Source organism: Vibrio aerogenes (genome assembly GCF_024346755.1).
GTDB classification, from domain to species: domain Bacteria; phylum Pseudomonadota; class Gammaproteobacteria; order Enterobacterales; family Vibrionaceae; genus Vibrio; species Vibrio aerogenes.
The window spans coordinates 1,695,009-1,711,682 of record NZ_AP024861.1 but is presented as its reverse complement, the minus strand read 5'-3'; the positions used below and the strand labels follow the sequence as shown (position 1 = coordinate 1,711,682).

The 16,674-nt window shown below is 47.9% G+C and carries 9 protein-coding genes and 1 pseudogene; 2 read left to right on the top strand and 8 right to left on the bottom strand.

What is annotated here, in order from left to right; genetic code table 11:
* Positions 1 to 119 precede the first annotated feature (119 nt).
* The 6 genes and pseudogenes from OCV29_RS07635 to OCV29_RS07610 all read right to left on the bottom strand — a co-directional run bounded on the left by OCV29_RS07635 (position 120) and on the right by OCV29_RS07610 (position 9,340).
* Positions 120 to 3,566, bottom strand: coding sequence for a hypothetical protein (locus OCV29_RS07635; RefSeq protein WP_073605828.1), 3,447 nt, complete (start codon positions 3,564 to 3,566; stop codon positions 120 to 122).
* A 115-nt stretch (positions 3,567 to 3,681) separates the two neighbouring features.
* Positions 3,682 to 4,662: an ABC transporter ATP-binding protein gene (locus OCV29_RS07630; protein ID WP_073605827.1), complete on the bottom strand. Its 981-nt coding sequence runs from the start codon at positions 4,660 to 4,662 to the stop codon at positions 3,682 to 3,684.
* Between the two features lie 13 nt (positions 4,663 to 4,675).
* A complete protein-coding gene (locus OCV29_RS07625; RefSeq protein WP_073605826.1) occupies positions 4,676 to 5,665 on the bottom strand; it encodes an ABC transporter ATP-binding protein in 990 nt (329 codons plus the stop codon).
* Positions 5,662 to 6,652 (bottom strand): annotated as a pseudogene (locus OCV29_RS07620) (ABC transporter permease). The gene OCV29_RS07625 and the pseudogene OCV29_RS07620 overlap by 4 nt, the downstream one beginning before the upstream one ends.
* 8 nt (positions 6,653 to 6,660) lie before the next feature.
* Positions 6,661 to 7,635 (bottom strand): ABC transporter permease, encoded by a 975-nt coding sequence (locus OCV29_RS07615; protein ID WP_073605825.1) that lies wholly within the window; start codon positions 7,633 to 7,635, stop codon positions 6,661 to 6,663.
* Positions 7,636 to 7,705: 70 nt separating this feature from the next.
* A complete protein-coding gene (locus tag OCV29_RS07610) occupies positions 7,706 to 9,340 on the bottom strand; it encodes an ABC transporter substrate-binding protein (protein ID WP_073605824.1) in 1,635 nt (544 codons plus the stop codon).
* A 405-nt stretch (positions 9,341 to 9,745) separates the two neighbouring features.
* On the opposite strand from OCV29_RS07610, the gene OCV29_RS07605 reads away from it, so the two are divergent.
* Complete coding sequence (locus OCV29_RS07605) at positions 9,746 to 10,519, top strand: type 2 periplasmic-binding domain-containing protein (protein ID WP_073605823.1); 774 nt, start codon at positions 9,746 to 9,748, stop codon at positions 10,517 to 10,519.
* Positions 10,520 to 10,596: 77 nt separating this feature from the next.
* Here the strand turns inward: OCV29_RS07605 and OCV29_RS07600 are convergent, their stop codons facing one another.
* Positions 10,597 to 10,788 carry a hypothetical protein gene (locus tag OCV29_RS07600; protein WP_139281702.1) on the bottom strand — a complete coding sequence of 64 codons (192 nt, stop codon included), beginning with the start codon at positions 10,786 to 10,788 and terminating at the stop codon, positions 10,597 to 10,599.
* A gap of 314 nt (positions 10,789 to 11,102) precedes the next feature.
* Here OCV29_RS07600 and OCV29_RS07595 point away from each other — a divergent pair, with 314 nt between their 5' ends.
* Positions 11,103 to 12,641 (top strand): methyl-accepting chemotaxis protein, encoded by a 1,539-nt coding sequence (locus OCV29_RS07595; protein ID WP_073605821.1) that lies wholly within the window; start codon positions 11,103 to 11,105, stop codon positions 12,639 to 12,641.
* Positions 12,642 to 12,722: 81 nt separating this feature from the next.
* Here OCV29_RS07595 and OCV29_RS07590 read toward each other — a convergent pair whose 3' ends face one another.
* Positions 12,723 to 16,193, bottom strand: a complete 3,471-nt coding sequence (locus tag OCV29_RS07590; protein ID WP_073605820.1) for a PKD domain-containing protein — start codon at positions 16,191 to 16,193, stop codon at positions 12,723 to 12,725.
* Positions 16,194 to 16,674: the final 481 nt, after the last annotated feature.

The following is a 16,674-nucleotide window of genomic DNA, read 5'->3' as shown; positions in this document are numbered from 1 at the left end:
CCGAAGGAGTCAGGATGATAAAACGTCATTGTGATTGATAAGCATCGTCATGAAAAACATGATCTATCAGCACATGTTCCCCAAAAATATCACCATAAAAAACAGTCAGACAAATACCGCTATTTCATCATGATCGATTCAGGTACCGTGACCAACACCTTGCTGATCTCACCTTTACGTTCAAAAATACTGGCGCTCATATCAGTCGAAAGCGTCAGAGAGTCGTAAAGCACCGTTGTTTCATCTTTGAGTGTCAGTGTCACCGTCCCGCTCAGCTCTGTTGTCAGCTGATAAATAAAAGGCACCTGACAGAATGTAAAGGCCAGCTGACCGGCTTGCAAAACGTAGCTTTGCTGTTCCCCGGATAAATTCAGGCAGGTAAATAAAGATGAATGACTGAGAAACTCACTGGCTTTCAACAGGGTTGGCGACACAGAAATACGCCCGGAATTCACCATCAGGCCCAGTTCGCCAAAACGGGTCAGGATCTCTTCTTTCACCTGCCCTGTCATGCCAGGTTGCTGAGCGCCCGCATGCTTCGGCGTATGGGAATAGGGATCGGTCGGAAATGCACCATACTCATCCGGCGTTTTATTGAAACCAATCCCCTCGCGAACCAGATAGTAATAACTGGCCAGACGGCCCGTTTCCTCACTTGCAGGATTCTGTCTCCAGGCAGCCAGATAATTTTCCTGTACTGCCAGCAGTAACTTGGAAACCATATGCCAGTAGATACAACCCAGCCCTTCATAGCCAAACATCGTACCGGAGCGACCGGTAAAGGCTTTATGGTGAAAGACCGTTTCATACAATTGCTCAAGTTGCTGCCAGGCACATTCGGGTTGTTCAGGATAGTCACTCCGGACACGGTCAATCGCTTCACGCAGTAAAGCCGCATTTTCAAACTCAGGATGAAAATGAGATGCTCCGGCATCATCCGTCTGCACAATCCGCCGATCATTTTTTTCTGTCATGCTGACAAGAAGCGGATTCTGCCGGACGCATTCAGCCGGAATCAGGTTTTTCTCAAGGAATGAACTCAAATCTCTGTCCGGATACAGCATAAAACTGTGTTGATCTTCACGGTACATCTCGCTGGTAAACAGATGATCAAGCAATTCAACAGCCTGCGCCGGTGTCAGAACACCAGAACTCAACACAGCGACCTGGCCCTCCAGCATTGGATAAAGCGTGTCAATCGTTAAACTTTCACGGCTGTAAGTCACAATATTATAAGCATTGTACAGACCATCCTGGCGGCGGTTACCCGCGATGGAAGCATCCAGTACGGCCTCACTCAATGTCAGCAACTCTCTCAAGACAGCAGTTTCAACAACAGTTTTCCCGGAAAAGCCATTCAGGTGATAGACCCGCTGTCTGTAATCATCTGCCGCTTTTTCCAGCCGTGTCAGAATCGATTTCCTTGTCTGCCGGTTCACCGTTCCCTGATGAATCGCCTGTGTTGCATCCTGTAAAATCCGGGTAATATTCAATGCCCATTCCAGGACTTCTTTCGAGACAGCAACGGCTGATGGTATATCCTTTATCAGCTTCTGCATAAAACTCACGTAGCGACGAAGATAGTACAGCGTCACCATCGACAGACCATTGCCGACAATCGCATTATTTGCATCATTCCACTCAGGGCGCTGTGTATTGAGCCAGATACCGCCATCCAAAACCAGATTACTGAGTTTCGCCAGCAGTGGTACCAACATTTTCTCAGTCAGGTTGACCAGATAAACCTCACCATTGCGGTCTGCGATTAACCGGCCATCACTCCCCATCTGCTGTACCCGTGCTTCAATCCGGTGTTGCAGCGCATGATTGAATGACACGGTGTCTTTCGGATTTTCAAACAGTTTTTCAACCGAACAGAGTTCATACGGCACATTGGCATAACTGAAAATGTCCTGAGCCATCAGCTTCACCAATCCGTCATATTGATACTTATCAGCTAATTCGAAAAACTTAAGCAGATAAATGATCTGATGATCTCCCCAGTAACCGATATTGCTCCACGGGTCTTGCGGGTCAAGTATCTCCCAGTCCACACCTTCTTTGGTTATCCGGTACGGGTTATAGCCATCGATCGTGGAAGCATTCACAAATTTAGCCAGAAAAGAAAAAATGAACCCCGGATAACTGAGCGCCAGCGCTTCCCAGTTCTGGAAAATGTCCCGCCAGTTTCCCTGATAAGACAGTAATCTCTCACCATGCTCATCTTTGAGCTTAATCTCATAATGATTCCAGGGACGACTCGGGTCACCATGTCTGCGGCCAAAGGTCAGCGGCAGATATTCATACCCCAGACGAATCAGCTGCGGATCACCGGACTCAGTCAATTCACTCATCAAATCTGCATGAGTGAAGGCATCTGGCATCAAATCAAAGAAATCGGCATATTTATCTGCGATCAACCGGTTGGTTCTGCCGATGGTAGCGATCAGATCCTGCTTATTAATTTCATAGTTATTCTCAAAAATACCACCCCGCATCGAATTAAACAGCACATTGGCATAATGATGGACGTGCGTATTTTCATCTGCCGTCATTTGCCAGGCATCCCCGCCGGACATCAGGTCAATCAGCTCTTTCTGGTTTAACGCAACACTGTCTTCGATCACGCTGGCAAGGCAGGATGAATCCGACATCACCGCCCTCAACCGGGAAATATCGCTGTGGCTCTTATCAATATCGGCGACAATCATCCATGATTTGCTCTGAGAAGCCTGCAGCAAGCCGGTTTTACAGATAAAGTAGCTTCCCCGGACGCCGCGGGTTAAATCCTCCCCGGTCAACGGCCGCCGGTGACGAAAGTCATTCAGTTGTTGACTGGAGAGCAAAATACAGCGGCTTTCCTCATCCACACTAAACACCGTGGTCGCTCTTAAAGACTCCGCCGGTTCCGCACGGTCGCTCAGTTTGGCGTACATGCTATACAGAGCCAGTGAACTCTCCGGCAGTTTTTCATTCCACTTATACGCATCAACCAAAGCGCTCCGGGTCTGCAGTGCCGCCAGTGGTGCGCCGGATGGCAGAATATTCTGAATACCATCCAGTACTTCCGTTTCCCGATCCAAACCAGACAAATCCGTCAGTTCACTCTGGCGAACAAAACCAAAACGTTCACTGGTATTCCAGCTATAGCGGAATCGCATGCCAAGTGAATGGTTCATTTCCTCAAACAGAATCTTATCGCCCAGAGCGCTTTTATACAGATTACGTGTCACGATATACAGATGATCGTGATGTGAGTTAAACGGCTCCCACATACACCATTTGTCTTTGTCTCTCACCCAGATAATCGTTTTCGGCCCGGTGTTCCCGGCACTTTCGTGAATATGATCCACCGATTTATAAGGGAAAAGTGCATTCTCAGGCCGGATACGGCCCGCGGATAAACTACCTGCTGATGAAATAAACAGCCAGTGATCGCCTGAAGAAACCACACTGATGAAAAAAGGTGCCATCTGATCGACATTTTCAATCTGATAATAGCGTTCCCCCTTTAGTTCAACGAACTTTCCTTCTGTTTTTGAATTCATTTGATGCTCAAGATTCATAATTTCATTCCCGGCTAAAGAAAGCCTGTTTCTGCTTACAGGACCCACAAAGAAAGCGCTTTCTTTAAGCTATAAAAAATAGACTGTATTTAAAATTGTTCCTGTCATCCGCCTTTCAGAGATGATGACAACGCGCATAATGCCCCTCACTCACCCTCGTTGGCCCGGGAAGGGATTGTGCACAGACTTCGCTGGCTTTCAGACACCGTGATGTAAACGGACACCCCACACTATCCGGCTTCCATAGCGGAATTTCTCCTTTTTTTGCTGACAACGCTCTCTTTCCGGTCCTGCCTGCTTCAGGCACCGCCGACAGAAGCAGCTGTGAATATGGGTGTTGCGGATTTTGAGTGACACTGTCACTATCTCCCCACTCAACCATATGTCCGACGTACATCACCGCGGTCTTTTCTGCAAAGTAACGGGCCGTTGCTATATCGTGCGTAATATACATAAATGAAATACCATAGTTGTCCTTCAAATCGGACATCAGGTTCAGAATCCCCAGACGAACGGACACATCCAGCATCGAAATCGGTTCATCAGCCAGAATGACTTCCGGGTCAACCGCTATCGCGCGGGCAATCGCGACCCGCTGACGCTGTCCGCCACTCAGCTCATGGGGATACTTTTCAGCCGTCTCTTTTGCCGGAGATAAGCCGACCAGTTCCAGTAATTCATATACCCGCGCATGGACAGTCCGCTTGTTCGCCCGGTGATGAATCAGTAATGGTCTGGCGATATGGTGAAAAATTGTATGAACCGGATTGAGAGAACCAAAGGGATCCTGAAAAATCATCTGGACCTGCCGGGCATATTCCAGCGCCCCGTTCTGCCGGATAAACTCTGCCAGCGGCTGGCCTTTGAAATGTATCTCACCTGCCGTTTCATCATCAATCCGGGTCAGAATTCTTGCGCCGGTACTCTTTCCTGAACCGGATTCTCCGACAATCGCTAAAGCTTCTCCTCTGCATAAGTCAAAAGAGACATCATTGACGGCCCGCATCAGCTCAGCCTTGAGAGACTGGCCGACAGGAAAATCTTTGACCAGATGACTGACAGATAAGATCACTTCCGGTTGATTCGCTGTGTCCATGATTTTCTCCTGTCTACAGTAAATGGCAAGAAACAAGACTGCCATTGGCAACCTGTCTGAGTACGGGTTCTTTTTTCCCGCAAGTGGCATCACAAACATGACATCTTTCGCGGAAGTTACATCCGGGCGGAAGATTGAGCAGGCTGACGGGATGGCCCGGAATACCAAATAATCGCTCCTTCGGGCCGTGGATGGTCGGAAAGGATGAAATCAGACCTTTGGTATAAGGATGTTGTGGATCACCGAACACATGGCGGGCCTCACCCATTTCAATCAGATTCCCCGCATACATCACGCCAATACGGTCAGCAATTTCACCCATCAGGCTCAGATCGTGGCTGATAAACAGAATCGAGAAACCAAACTGACGCTTCAGGTCATAAAGCTCATTGAGAATTTCCCGTTCAACCACCACATCCAGCGCAGTAGTCGGCTCATCCATAATGATGAGTTTAGGCTCCAGCGCCAGCGCGACTGCAATGACAACCCGCTGTCTCATGCCACCGCTCAACTGATGTGGAAAACTCTGCAGCCGGTCAGCATGAATACCAACGATGTTCAATAGTTCGGCTGCACGCTCTCTGGCCTGCCGGGCGGTCACTTTTTTATGAGCACGAATCACATCCGTCAACTGTTCACCAATGGTAATCACCGGGTTGAGGGAATTCATCGCACTTTGAAACACCACAGACACTTCATTCCAGCGGAAATTTCTCAGCTGTCTCTCATTCATTTTAAGGACATCCGTCCCCTGATAAAGAATTTCACCTTCTGAAATCAGTGCCGGCGCTTTATGCAGCCGGGAGATCGCAAAAGCCAGCGTACTTTTTCCACAGCCGGACTCACCGGCAATCCCCAGTGTTTCCCCCGGCGCCAGTGAAAGACTCACCTGATTGACAGCACGGGCCACACCGTTGGGAGAAACATAATCCACACACAAGTTGCGAATTTCCAGTAACGGGGCAGCATCAGACAAATAAGGCCTGCCGGACAGATAACTCATTTCAACCCCCGTCGTTTATCCGCTTCTTTTTTAAGTTTGCGCCACAGTTTCATGTGTGGCCCGGTTCTCAGTTTCGGATTACTGACCTGATCAATCGACATATTTATCAGCGCCAGAGCCCCCCCCCGTCATGGCCAGCGCCAGTGCAGGTACCAGCATTTCCCACCATGCGCCGGTATATAAAGAAGAAGAGGTCTGTGCCCAGTACAACATCGAGCCCCAGCTCACCTCTGTTGCATCGCCGAGTCCCAGAATCCCCAGCCCGGCTTCGGCTCCCATTGCATAAATCACCGTGCCTAAAAATCCACCAAACACGATCGAAGTCAGATTCGGTAATATTTCGGCCAGAATAATCCGAATTTTCGACTCTCCCATGACTTCAGCCGAAATAATGAACTCTTTGTGACGAATCGCCATCGTCTGCGAACGGATGACCCGCGCGCCCCATGGCCATGACGTCACCCCGAGCAAAAGGGTAATGACCAGCGAACTGACCTGCCCCAGAAAGGCAGCCAGCACAATGAGCAGCGGCAACTGTGGAAATACCAGAAAAACATTGGTTAAAAAGTTCAGCCGCTCATCTGTTTTCCCGCCCAGATACCCCGAAGAAACACCGATGAAGACGGCGAGTGACATCGCAATAATGCCGGCAGAAACCGCCACTGTGAGCGACTTTCTTGCCCCATAAATGACCTGACTGTACACATCCCGCCCGCTCCGGGTTGTCCCGAGTATGTATTCTGCATTCGGTGCCACATGTGGCCGGGCAACACGCTTATCCGGATTATGCGTGGCCAGAACCGGCGCAAATACAGCGGCTGTCAGAATAATCGTCAGTAATAATCCGCCCAGAATAGCCGGTGGATTGCCGTAGAAAAATGCATAAACTTTAGCAAACACTTTGGTGATTTTTTTCCGGGACAAACGTGGCTCAGCAGTCCTTTTTTCCGGCCCGGATGATGGTTCTGAATTCATGCAATTATCCATATGACACCTCAGTTTGAAATCCGGGGATCAAGCCAGACATAGAGTAAATCGGCGATGAAATTCGCGGTCAGTACTGCCGTCACCAGAATCAGCAGAATCGCCTGAATCAGCGGATAATCGCGGGCAACAATGCCTTTGAGCAGAATATTTCCCAATCCCTGATAGTTAAAAACCACCTCCGTCATCACGGAACCGGCAAATGAGAAACCAATCGCCATCGCAATCGCAGTTGCCACCGGCAGAATCGCATTGCGCCCGGCATACCGGTACATCACCCTGAAACCACTCAGGCCCTTTGCCTCAGCCATGGTGACATAATCTTCGCCCAGCACATTGATCATCGCATTACGCATGTTAAACACCCAGGTTGCAATGCCAACCACAACCATTGACCCCACCGGCAACACAGCATGTCTGGCAACACTGCCGATGAATTCCGTTGTCAGTCCGGGTTCAATGGCCGGGTCGTAGGTATAAGCCAGCGGTAACAGCGACAGTTTCAAACCCAAAAAGTAAAACAGCAGCAAAGCGGTTACGACGTAAGGAAAATTACTGATGAACGCAAGCACCGGCGGCACCACCTGACCAAAGAATCCCTGCCGGTGATACGAGGCGTAAGTCCCGATACTGACACCGATAATTAATGACACAATCAGGGATCCAAGCGCCAGAAACATCGTCCACGGCAGCGCCATTGCAATGACGTCAGAAACACTGACCGGAAACATCAGCACCGATGGCCCTAAGTCGAGCGTAAAAACACTCTTCAGATACGATATATACTGCTCAAACAAATTACCGTCAGCAAAGCCATACATCTCACGTACCGCATCCATTTGTGATGGCTCCATTCTGCCCTGTGCTGCCGCAAACATGGCATCCACCGGATCGCCCGGCATTAAACGGGGCAACATAAAGTTGAAAGAAATCGCAATCAGAAAAGCTGTAAAGTAAAAACTAAAGCGCCGAAATAAAAATCTCATACCCAAGCCTTTTACACCGGAGCCGTCATTGTGACATCACGGCTCCGCTGCCTTATTCAATACACACCGGTTATTTCAGATGCAAATGATCTAAAATAATCACGCGCTTACCGCCGTAATACCAGACGGGCTGCACATAAGGATGCTCAGCATCCGGCCAGCCGACAATCTTTTTCGTGCTGTACTGGAACCAGGTCGGATTAGAAAATAACGGAATAAATGGCATCTGCTGCGCAGTAAACGCCTGCAGGCGAGAAAGAATCTCTTGTTGTTGACCCGCATCAGCTGTCTTGCCGAAGCTCTCGATTAATTTGTCGGTTTCCGGAGTATGAATGCCATGACCAGCATGCCATGTTTTACCAATACGGGCGGTGGAAAAATAATCCTGATAGGCCAGAATCGGGTTCGTTGCCACCAGTGACCAGTTAATAGCCATGGTGTAATTGCTGTCTTTCAGGTTTTTATCATAGACCGCCCAGTCCACCATTTTGACACCGGCTTTCACACCGACATCAGCAAAATATTCACTGACCATCTGCACCACCTGAATCCAGTCCGTCCAGCCGTTGACGACTTCAATCTTCAGGTCAATGGGCGAACCGTCTTTGTTGTCCCGGAAACCATCACCATCGCGGTCAACAATACCGGCTTCATCCAGCAGAGACCGGGCTTTTTTTACATCATATCTGGTCAGATAGCCGTATTTTTGATTCACTTTGGCATCAATATAAGTTTTATACAGCTCACCGATGCCACCCACATTGAAGTTGGGAGTCGGGTATCCATAAGCAGCAATATCGACAATCGCCTTGCGGTCCAAAGCCATCGACAACGCCTGACGCACCCGCAGGTCATCAAACGGCTTTTTCCTGGTATTCATATACAGATGAATCGCATCATTTGGTGGATACCAAAAATGGTTATTGGCCTTGTCTTTGGCCACGAATGTGGACTCAACATCTGCGATAAAGTTCGACCCCCAGTCAATCTCTCCTTTAATCAGCGCAGGCTGAATCTGAGAGTTATCGTTATATGAGCGGTACACCACACAATCCAGATACGGACGGTTTTCAAGATAATATGCTGGATTACGGCACAACTTCATCTGCTGTGGTTTGACATATTTCACCGTGGTCATTGGTCCGCTGCCAACCGGATTCGGGTTAGTAAACTTGCTCAGGTCTGACGCTTTGGACCAGATATGTTTGGGCAAAATATGATAGTTTTCCAGATTCCAGACAAATGTTGAGTCAGCATCTTTGAGCTGAAAAACAACCGTCGTTGCATTTTTCGCTGTAATTGACTGTAAATTCTTTCCGGACCAGATCCCTTTCAGATCAAATGCCGGATACGCTTTTGTCATTGTCAGGCTATAGACCACATCATCAGCGGTTAGCGGGCTGCCATCAGACCATTTCAGTTGATCACGTAATGTCAGTGTCAGCGTTTTTAAATCACCGGAATACTGATAAGACTTTGCCAGGCGGAAATCCGTTTTACCGGTCATATTATTGAACACCAGTAAAGGCTCAAACATGATGCCATTGAGTAAATCTTTCGTCGTATACGGATTAAAATTTTGCACAAATCCCGTATTAATAATCGGCACGGTCAGTGTTCCGCCTTGTTTAATCTCTTGACTGGCATGAGCAGCGATAGATATGAAACCAGCAGCAATAGAGGCAATCAGGGTTTTCTTCTGCATCACATTATCCTTTTTATTGCAAATTCATAAAAGAAAGCGCTTTCTTATGATTCTGTTCATTTTCTCAGTATTCTTCAAATAAAATCTCGTTAAAACGAATCAGTGATCACATAAATGTTATCTGCCACAGTTGAACAAAGAAAAGAAGAACAAAATAAAAAATATTATTTAACAATAAGTTATATTTATACTCAATCAGTCAATGACTTTTAATAATGCCAGAATAATACGCCTGACAACCTCACAGAACAGCGCTGCATTATTTTTTGTCGTATTTGAACACAATATCACAAAGAAAGCGCTTTCTTTTCATGGTCATTTTGATCTAAGATCCAATCCGGGTCTGTTGATCTTTGGTGATGTTTTTTACAGCGAATTGCTGGCAATGAAGGCAAGGAGAAAAGAATGGTCATTTTCTGGAATGGTAATAAATCAACGGCACGACAACATCATGAGCTGGATGTGTTGCAATATCTGCTTGCTGGTTCTGAGTCTCCTTCAGAGATTCAGAACGATATGACCGACTACCCAAACGCAGAAGACGAGTCCAACATCTTTTTTCGTGGTGTCGATTTATTCGTGACCGTGGCTGGCAACCAGAAATTCTCACACCGTCAGTTTTTCTCTGTCCCCCACCCGGTTTGTGAAGGAATTCTCGGCTGTCGGTTGCTCATTATCCGCCGGAATGATATTCCCTTATTTCAGTCCGTCACACTGGATTTGTTACAGGAAAAAACAGCCGGTATTCCTGCAACATGGGCTGACGCGGACATATTCCGCCATAATCACCTTCCGGTCTGTGAGGCAGGCAACATCAGGGATATCCTTCATGCATTGCAGCAGGGGGAATGTGATTATGTCTCTCTGGGTATCAATGAAGCTGAAGAAATTCTCAGCCAGCATCCGGAGATTGCAAAAGATCTGTGTATCGAGCCCACCACATTAATCTACTATCCGCTGCCACTGGTGTTCTATGTTTCCCCGTTACGACCCGATTTGAAACGGTTATTGAATACCAGAGCGCAACATTGCTGCGAAAGCGGTGAAATGGCGCAGCTGGTCTACCGGCATTATGGGAAATACATCCGTCGTGCCCGCTTAAAACACCGGCATGTGATTTATCTGGATAACCCGTTTTTACCGGAAGATTTTACCGGGTTTGATTTTTTTTACTGCTGAATCATTTCCGGCAAAACCCACGGATGGGGCCAACAGACCAGAGCGTGTTTATCTTTCATCGCCGTTCCTGCTGGAGGTTATGAAAGATAAACACGCTCTGGGTGAATAAAGGTTTGCAGAATTCTCCGATCCGTCACATTGGGACACATTTCCCAATCATTCATCAGTTCAATCCCTGTCGTTTCACAGCCCGCGTCCAGAGAATATTTTTCATCAAATTCATACGACTGAATCAGGGTTCCATCGATATCCGGCATCACGTGTTTCATGTCAGGTTTCTCCGCTGATTCACTATGATCTGAGATGAGCGTCCTTTAAGTTTTTGTTTTTATTTTGATAAATAATTCACAACTTTGTAAACAATGCATTTTGCAAGCCTTCAAATTAACACATAAATGAAACATAATGTTACACAATTAATTTATATGTAAGGAATTTAATAAAAAAATAAATATTATTCATCACACAATTCTAAACTTAATTACAAAAAGTCAGCTTGCTCTATCTATGCTAATAGGTATCGGCCGGATCAATACAAAAAAAGATTCATCAGCAGATGAACAATCAGCAGAGAGTCATGTGAATGCGAAAACGAAATCAATCCATCCTGAATGAAGAAGTGACATTTGGCAAAGATGAAGAGTTAGTATCAACCACAGATCTGAGAGGCGTCATTACCTATGCGAATGAAGCTTTCTGTCGGGTTGCTGGCTACTCTTTTGAAGAACTGCACCGGAAAAATCATAACATTGTCCGGCACCCGGATATGCCAAAGGCAGCCTTTAAAGATATGTGGGAACATTTGCAGGCAGGGCAACCCTGGCGTGGCGCCGTTAAAAACCGCTGCAAAGACGGCCGTTATTACTGGGTGGATGCCTTTGTCACACCAATCTACGAAAATAATCAGTGTATCGGTTACCAGTCGGTCAGGACGCTGCCCGACGCAAAGGTGAAGGACCGGGCTGAGAAACTGTACGCCCGGCTTAATCGCGGTCAGCCAACAGCACCGCTGGCCATGGTCAAAACCATCCAGTTTCGTTCATTCGCCGCATTACTGCTGATTGGCGCAATCATCGGTTTGTCGACTGTCGCCGGTTTGATAGCAGATATCCTGATTCCGCTGGTCTTCATTGGCTTATTCTGGCCTGAGTTATTCCGTCAGCCAAAGTATGAAGATCAACTGAAAGCGCAATACGACAGTGTGTCCCGGTATGTTTATAGCGAGCATCCTGACAACATCGCTGATTTTCAGCTGAAAATGTATGAAGGAAAAGTCCGTACCATTCTGGGCCGGGTGACAGACAGTTGTCAGGTCATGAAACAGCAGGCGATCTCCCTGGGTGATGAAGCCATCGCCTCCCAAAGTAACGTTGAACAGGAATCGATGGAACTCGAGAGCGTTTCAAGCTCGCTGGAAGAAATGGTCGCATCAATCGAAGAAGTGGCCAACAGCAGTGCCACCTCTTCAGATCAGGTCCAACTCGCCTCGGAACAGTGTCATCAAGCGGTCGGACAGGTGACTCAGGTCAGCTCTGTCATCAGTTCTGTGGTCAATAATGTGGAAGAGTCAACCCATTCCACACAAGCATTATCTGAAAAACTCGACTCAATTAACTCCCTGATGGCTGAGATACAGGGAATCGCTGAGCAAACCAATCTTCTGGCATTAAATGCGGCCATTGAAGCAGCAAGAGCCGGTGAACAGGGCCGGGGCTTTGCTGTTGTGGCAGATGAAGTCCGCTCCCTGAGTCAACGTACACACAAAACCACCGAAAGTATTCAGGAAACCATGGGGCAGGTCACAAGTGCACTGGCTGAGCTGGTCAAATCCATGGAATGCAGCCGGCAGTCCGCCGCAGGTTCGATAGAAGCTGCAGAACAGACAAGTCAGGCCATTGCTTCTCTGAGAGAGATTATCGGAAATATATCTGATGCTTCGCTGCAAATCTCAACAGCAACCGAACAGCAATCTGTGGTCGCCAAAGAGATCAATGTGAACGTTTCAAAGATACGTGATGCTTCTCAGAATAACCTTAAAGGGGCAACACTGGTTGCAGAGTTATCCAAAGATATCAGAGAGAAATCTGACCGGTTATCTTCCATGGGGCGCTCTTTTAAATAGAGGCTCTGTTTAAAAGCGCCTCTTTAAGCCGGAGCATCAGTCACGCTCCGGCTTTTTATCGTCGCAGGCACATGCGTTTTGCTACTCAACAGCGATCAGCTGATAGTTCATGTCTGCATCATTCATTTGCACCAGATAACGCCCTGTGACACTGGTGTAAATATCACTGCCGGATGGATCCAGTGTGCCATCAGCGCCATTATCACCGTAGTTATGACTCCAGTCACCTTCAACATCAAACTTGAAACGCTGGTCACTCTGACCATCAAAATTAATTTCGGCCTGCCAGGTATTGTCCGCGACCAGTGACATTGCTGTCGTCTCCCAGTTATTTGGTGTGCCCCGGAAATAAAGCTGCTTCAGATTTGCAGTAAAAGGCTGATCAGGATCGACCACTTTAATCGTTTGGGTCGTTGTCGCTGATTTCCCGCCGTCATCGGTCACCGTCAGTTCAATGGTAAACACACCCGCCGTATCAAAAGTCATCCGGGTGGTTTCACCGGTTGCACCATTACTCCAGACATAGCTGAGAATCGTCCCGTCACTGTCAGTTGAATCTTTGGCACTAAAATCCACGCTGCCACCGATGTCTGTCTGAGTCGCAGACGCCGTAATCACAGCGACAGGCTTCAGGTTTGCCAGCTCATCCGGTTTCCCTGAAGACAGAGTGCCACTGCTCAGCTGCCATTCACCCTGCCCGGCCTGATAGTTTGACCCTCCGTTGTTGTCCCAGCTGCTGTTGCAGTCACTGGTATCAAACTCCAAATCATGATCCGGCTGTAATTCAACGCTCAAGCTGTACCAGTTATCCTGAACCTGAGTCATCTCTTCACCCGGAGGGGTCGTCCATGTGGCGCCGCCATCAACGCTGTAGTGCAGACAGACCTTATCCCAGCCCTGGCTATTCTGATAATAAATCGTGCTGGCGACCACCTGACCGATCACACTGAAGGTGACACTGGCCGTATCAGTATTCCCCTGATCGTCCGTCACTGTCACCGAATAGGTGCTCAGCTTGTCTACCGTCACCGTGATCGTGCCGGTTGTTTCACCTGTATTCCAGAGGTAGGAGACAATTTTACCGTCCGGATCAGTGGATTGTTCCGCACTCAGGGTGACAACTGTACCTTCTTCAACGCTTTGGCCTTCTGGCGTAATCACTGCGACCGGGCGTTCACTCTCAGGCACATAATCAGCGGTAAAGAAAACATCCGTCCCGGCAATAGTGCCATTCACATCCTCAACGGTTTTATTATCCTGTTGCGTATAGCGACCGGCACCCACATAGACCTGCTGAATATCAGACCGGGTGACATTGCCTTTGCTGTCTGTTGCTTCAATATAGTAATCCAGCAGTTGATCCTGATACTGATTGAAGTAGGTGTAATACAAATTCCCGATTTTTTCAGCAGGGACCACCTGAAAGGTTGCCTTGCCGGATGCCTGCCAGCTGACACCATTGATATCTTTACTCAGGTCACGCATTTTCATCGGATAACTTTGCCACGCCCCAACCCGGGATGGATCGACCTGAGGATCATTACTGTGGGATGCAGGGGAATACAATTTATAAGTTTTATCCGTCGGACTGGCCCATTTATCTTTGTGTGGACGGATTTTGACTGAGATATCTTTCACCCCGCTCACATCATAGGCATACGTGTAGACCGCAAAGTGTGTATCCGCATAGACGGTTGCCCAGCCTTCCGCCTTACTGTTATTGACACTCCCAGGATTATAAGGATATCGCTGTGGCCACCAGACCGATGGTCCGGTCCGGTCCTTGCTGATATTTTTTTCTACATATGGCGTGGTAAAGTGCAGCGATTGATTAAACGAAATCGTGGGTTTAACGCCATCATCCACATTCTCATCATAATAACCAAAACCGGAATCCATCGATGCAATTAAAAAATACCAACCCAGTTCTGCCGGATTCGCACCACCTGCATAGTTATTATTTTCATCCCCTTTCACCGGATAAGACATCATCCACGGGTTAAGCTGGTTGCCGTCATAAGTGACCTGATGGTCCCGATCACTACTCGGATGCCAGTAATCCGGGTTATCATCCAGCCAGATCTGTTCTGCTGTCTTCGCATAATTCTCCGCAGCCTGCAACAGGGCAAAATTTCGTTCCAGATAGTGATAACCCAGCTCAAATGACACCATATGCTGCCGCGAAGCGGTATAGCTCGTCCCGTTGGCTGTATTAAAATCGCTCATCTGGCCAGACCAGACCCCCATTGGAATATGCCAGTGATACCAGGTCGGATCGGCGGAAGAATCACGGGTATCAATCCATGAGCCATCCTGCACATGGACCACATCACCGGCAGGAATCGGATTGGCCAGCAGATACTCCTCAACGCCCATCCCCACAACACCGGAATCAGCGTAGGTCACATTTCCGGAACTAAGCCAGGTCCCGCCATCACCGGCCCGGCCGGAAGAGTTATCCCCATCATGGGCAATCACAAAATATTGCTTGCGCCCCAGTGCAGCAGCATCAGACTCATAATCTTTCAACACACCCGCGGTCACACTCCCCTGATAGCCTTCTTCCCATGAACTGGCCTGCTCAACCGGTATACCGGCAACCTTGTATACTTCAGCTGTTTCAGGGTCAACATACTGCACCCAGTGAGGAATGGATGCGAAAGGAAATTTGTTGTGTGTCACCTGCTGTTCATTGAACATGGGCAGAGACTTCCAGCTTCCCTGGTCGCTGGTGTTTTGCATATCCGCCCGGTTCGGTGGTGAAACCAGCGTGTCAACGCCCGGATCATTGAGATACGGATAATCACGCAAAGTGCGGGAATAGTGGACATTTCCCAATACTGACCACTCAATGCCCAGTTTATTTAATACCGGAATAATCCGCTCAGAGAAGCCGAGTTCCGTCGGGAAAAAGCCCTTTGATGATGTAAAACTATCACCCAGAAAATAATCCTGTGCTAAGGTCACATTCTGATAAATCAGGTCTTTCAGGAAATAGTCATCCCCGACCAGTGGCCCCATTGAGTGATGGCCGGCAAAGTGAATCGTCTCCAGCGCATGAAAGTTATGGCTGGTTTTGACACTGTTGCGGACGTCCTTCCAGTAATTCCCCCAGCCTTGATTGTAACCGTCCATGTTTCCCAGTTCCGCGAAACTCTGGACATTATTAATCACCGCCGCAGACATCGTCACCTGAGTCTGGCTCAGCGGATGCGCCGCATGATTTGCCTTCGCGGTATCCATCGGCCACGACAGGTACGCGCCGGTTTTTGCATGATGCGTATAGTAAGATGTCAGATCATCATGAGGCATCGGCAGCCCGCTTCCCGGAATATAAAAAGTATAATTTGGTGGCGGATTTTTCTTTAAGTTAACCACCTGTCCGTCGTAGGTATAACGTATCGGGGCGCCGGTGGGTAATTGATCGTACTGACTGACATCGTAGTAGGGCCAGAAATTTGGCATATGATTGTGGTAAATATGAGTCGCGGCAATTTCTGCCTGAGCAGAACCTGCCAAAGCCATCGCCGTGACGGTTAGCCATTTGTTCATGAGTCATTCCTTTCGGGTCATCATATTGTATGGTGCAGCACGTCCGGTCAGAGTCTTATTATTGTTTTGTACTGCCTTATGGTGGTGATTGACCACCCTTTACCCATCTGGTTCATGGTCAATCTGAGCCAGACGGGTATGAAAGACTGTTGCTCAGTAAAAAACATCCGGAAATGATCATTGAGCCAGCTTTCAGGGGGGACACTCAATTCTGGCTAAACCATTTCTGTGTCATCAGGTCAGAGTCAACAGACTGAAAAAGGATCTCTCCTTGCGGGGGATTAATTCAAGATAAATTAATGTTTTTTATACCGTTATTCGGAACTGTTCATGGTTTGTTTATGAGACTCTGAAATCCAATTGCTACAAAATGCATGACAGTGCACACAATGCGCAACAACACGCACAACGGTAAACCACGCTACTCATCAGGCAGCATGTCCGGCAATCATTCATCCAGCCTGCCGGCAACATCATGATC

Excerpts from the sequence above, each read along its gene's own strand:
- OCV29_RS07610 (WP_073605824.1), bottom strand. The coding sequence starts at position 9,340 with ATGCAGAAGAAAACCCTGATTGCCTCTATTGCTGCTGGTTTCATATCT.
- OCV29_RS07595 (WP_073605821.1), top strand. The coding sequence starts at position 11,103 with ATGCGAAAACGAAATCAATCCATCCTGAATGAAGAAGTGACATTTGGC.
- OCV29_RS07635 (WP_073605828.1), bottom strand. The coding sequence starts at position 3,566 with ATGAATCTTGAGCATCAAATGAATTCAAAAACAGAAGGAAAGTTCGTT.
- OCV29_RS07630 (WP_073605827.1), bottom strand. The coding sequence starts at position 4,662 with ATGGACACAGCGAATCAACCGGAAGTGATCTTATCTGTCAGTCATCTG.
- OCV29_RS07590 (WP_073605820.1), bottom strand. The coding sequence starts at position 16,193 with ATGAACAAATGGCTAACCGTCACGGCGATGGCTTTGGCAGGTTCTGCT.
- OCV29_RS07625 (WP_073605826.1), bottom strand. The coding sequence starts at position 5,665 with ATGAGTTATCTGTCCGGCAGGCCTTATTTGTCTGATGCTGCCCCGTTA.
- OCV29_RS07605 (WP_073605823.1), top strand. The coding sequence starts at position 9,746 with ATGGTCATTTTCTGGAATGGTAATAAATCAACGGCACGACAACATCAT.
- OCV29_RS07600 (WP_139281702.1), bottom strand. The coding sequence starts at position 10,788 with ATGAAACACGTGATGCCGGATATCGATGGAACCCTGATTCAGTCGTAT.
- OCV29_RS07615 (WP_073605825.1), bottom strand. The coding sequence starts at position 7,635 with ATGAGATTTTTATTTCGGCGCTTTAGTTTTTACTTTACAGCTTTTCTG.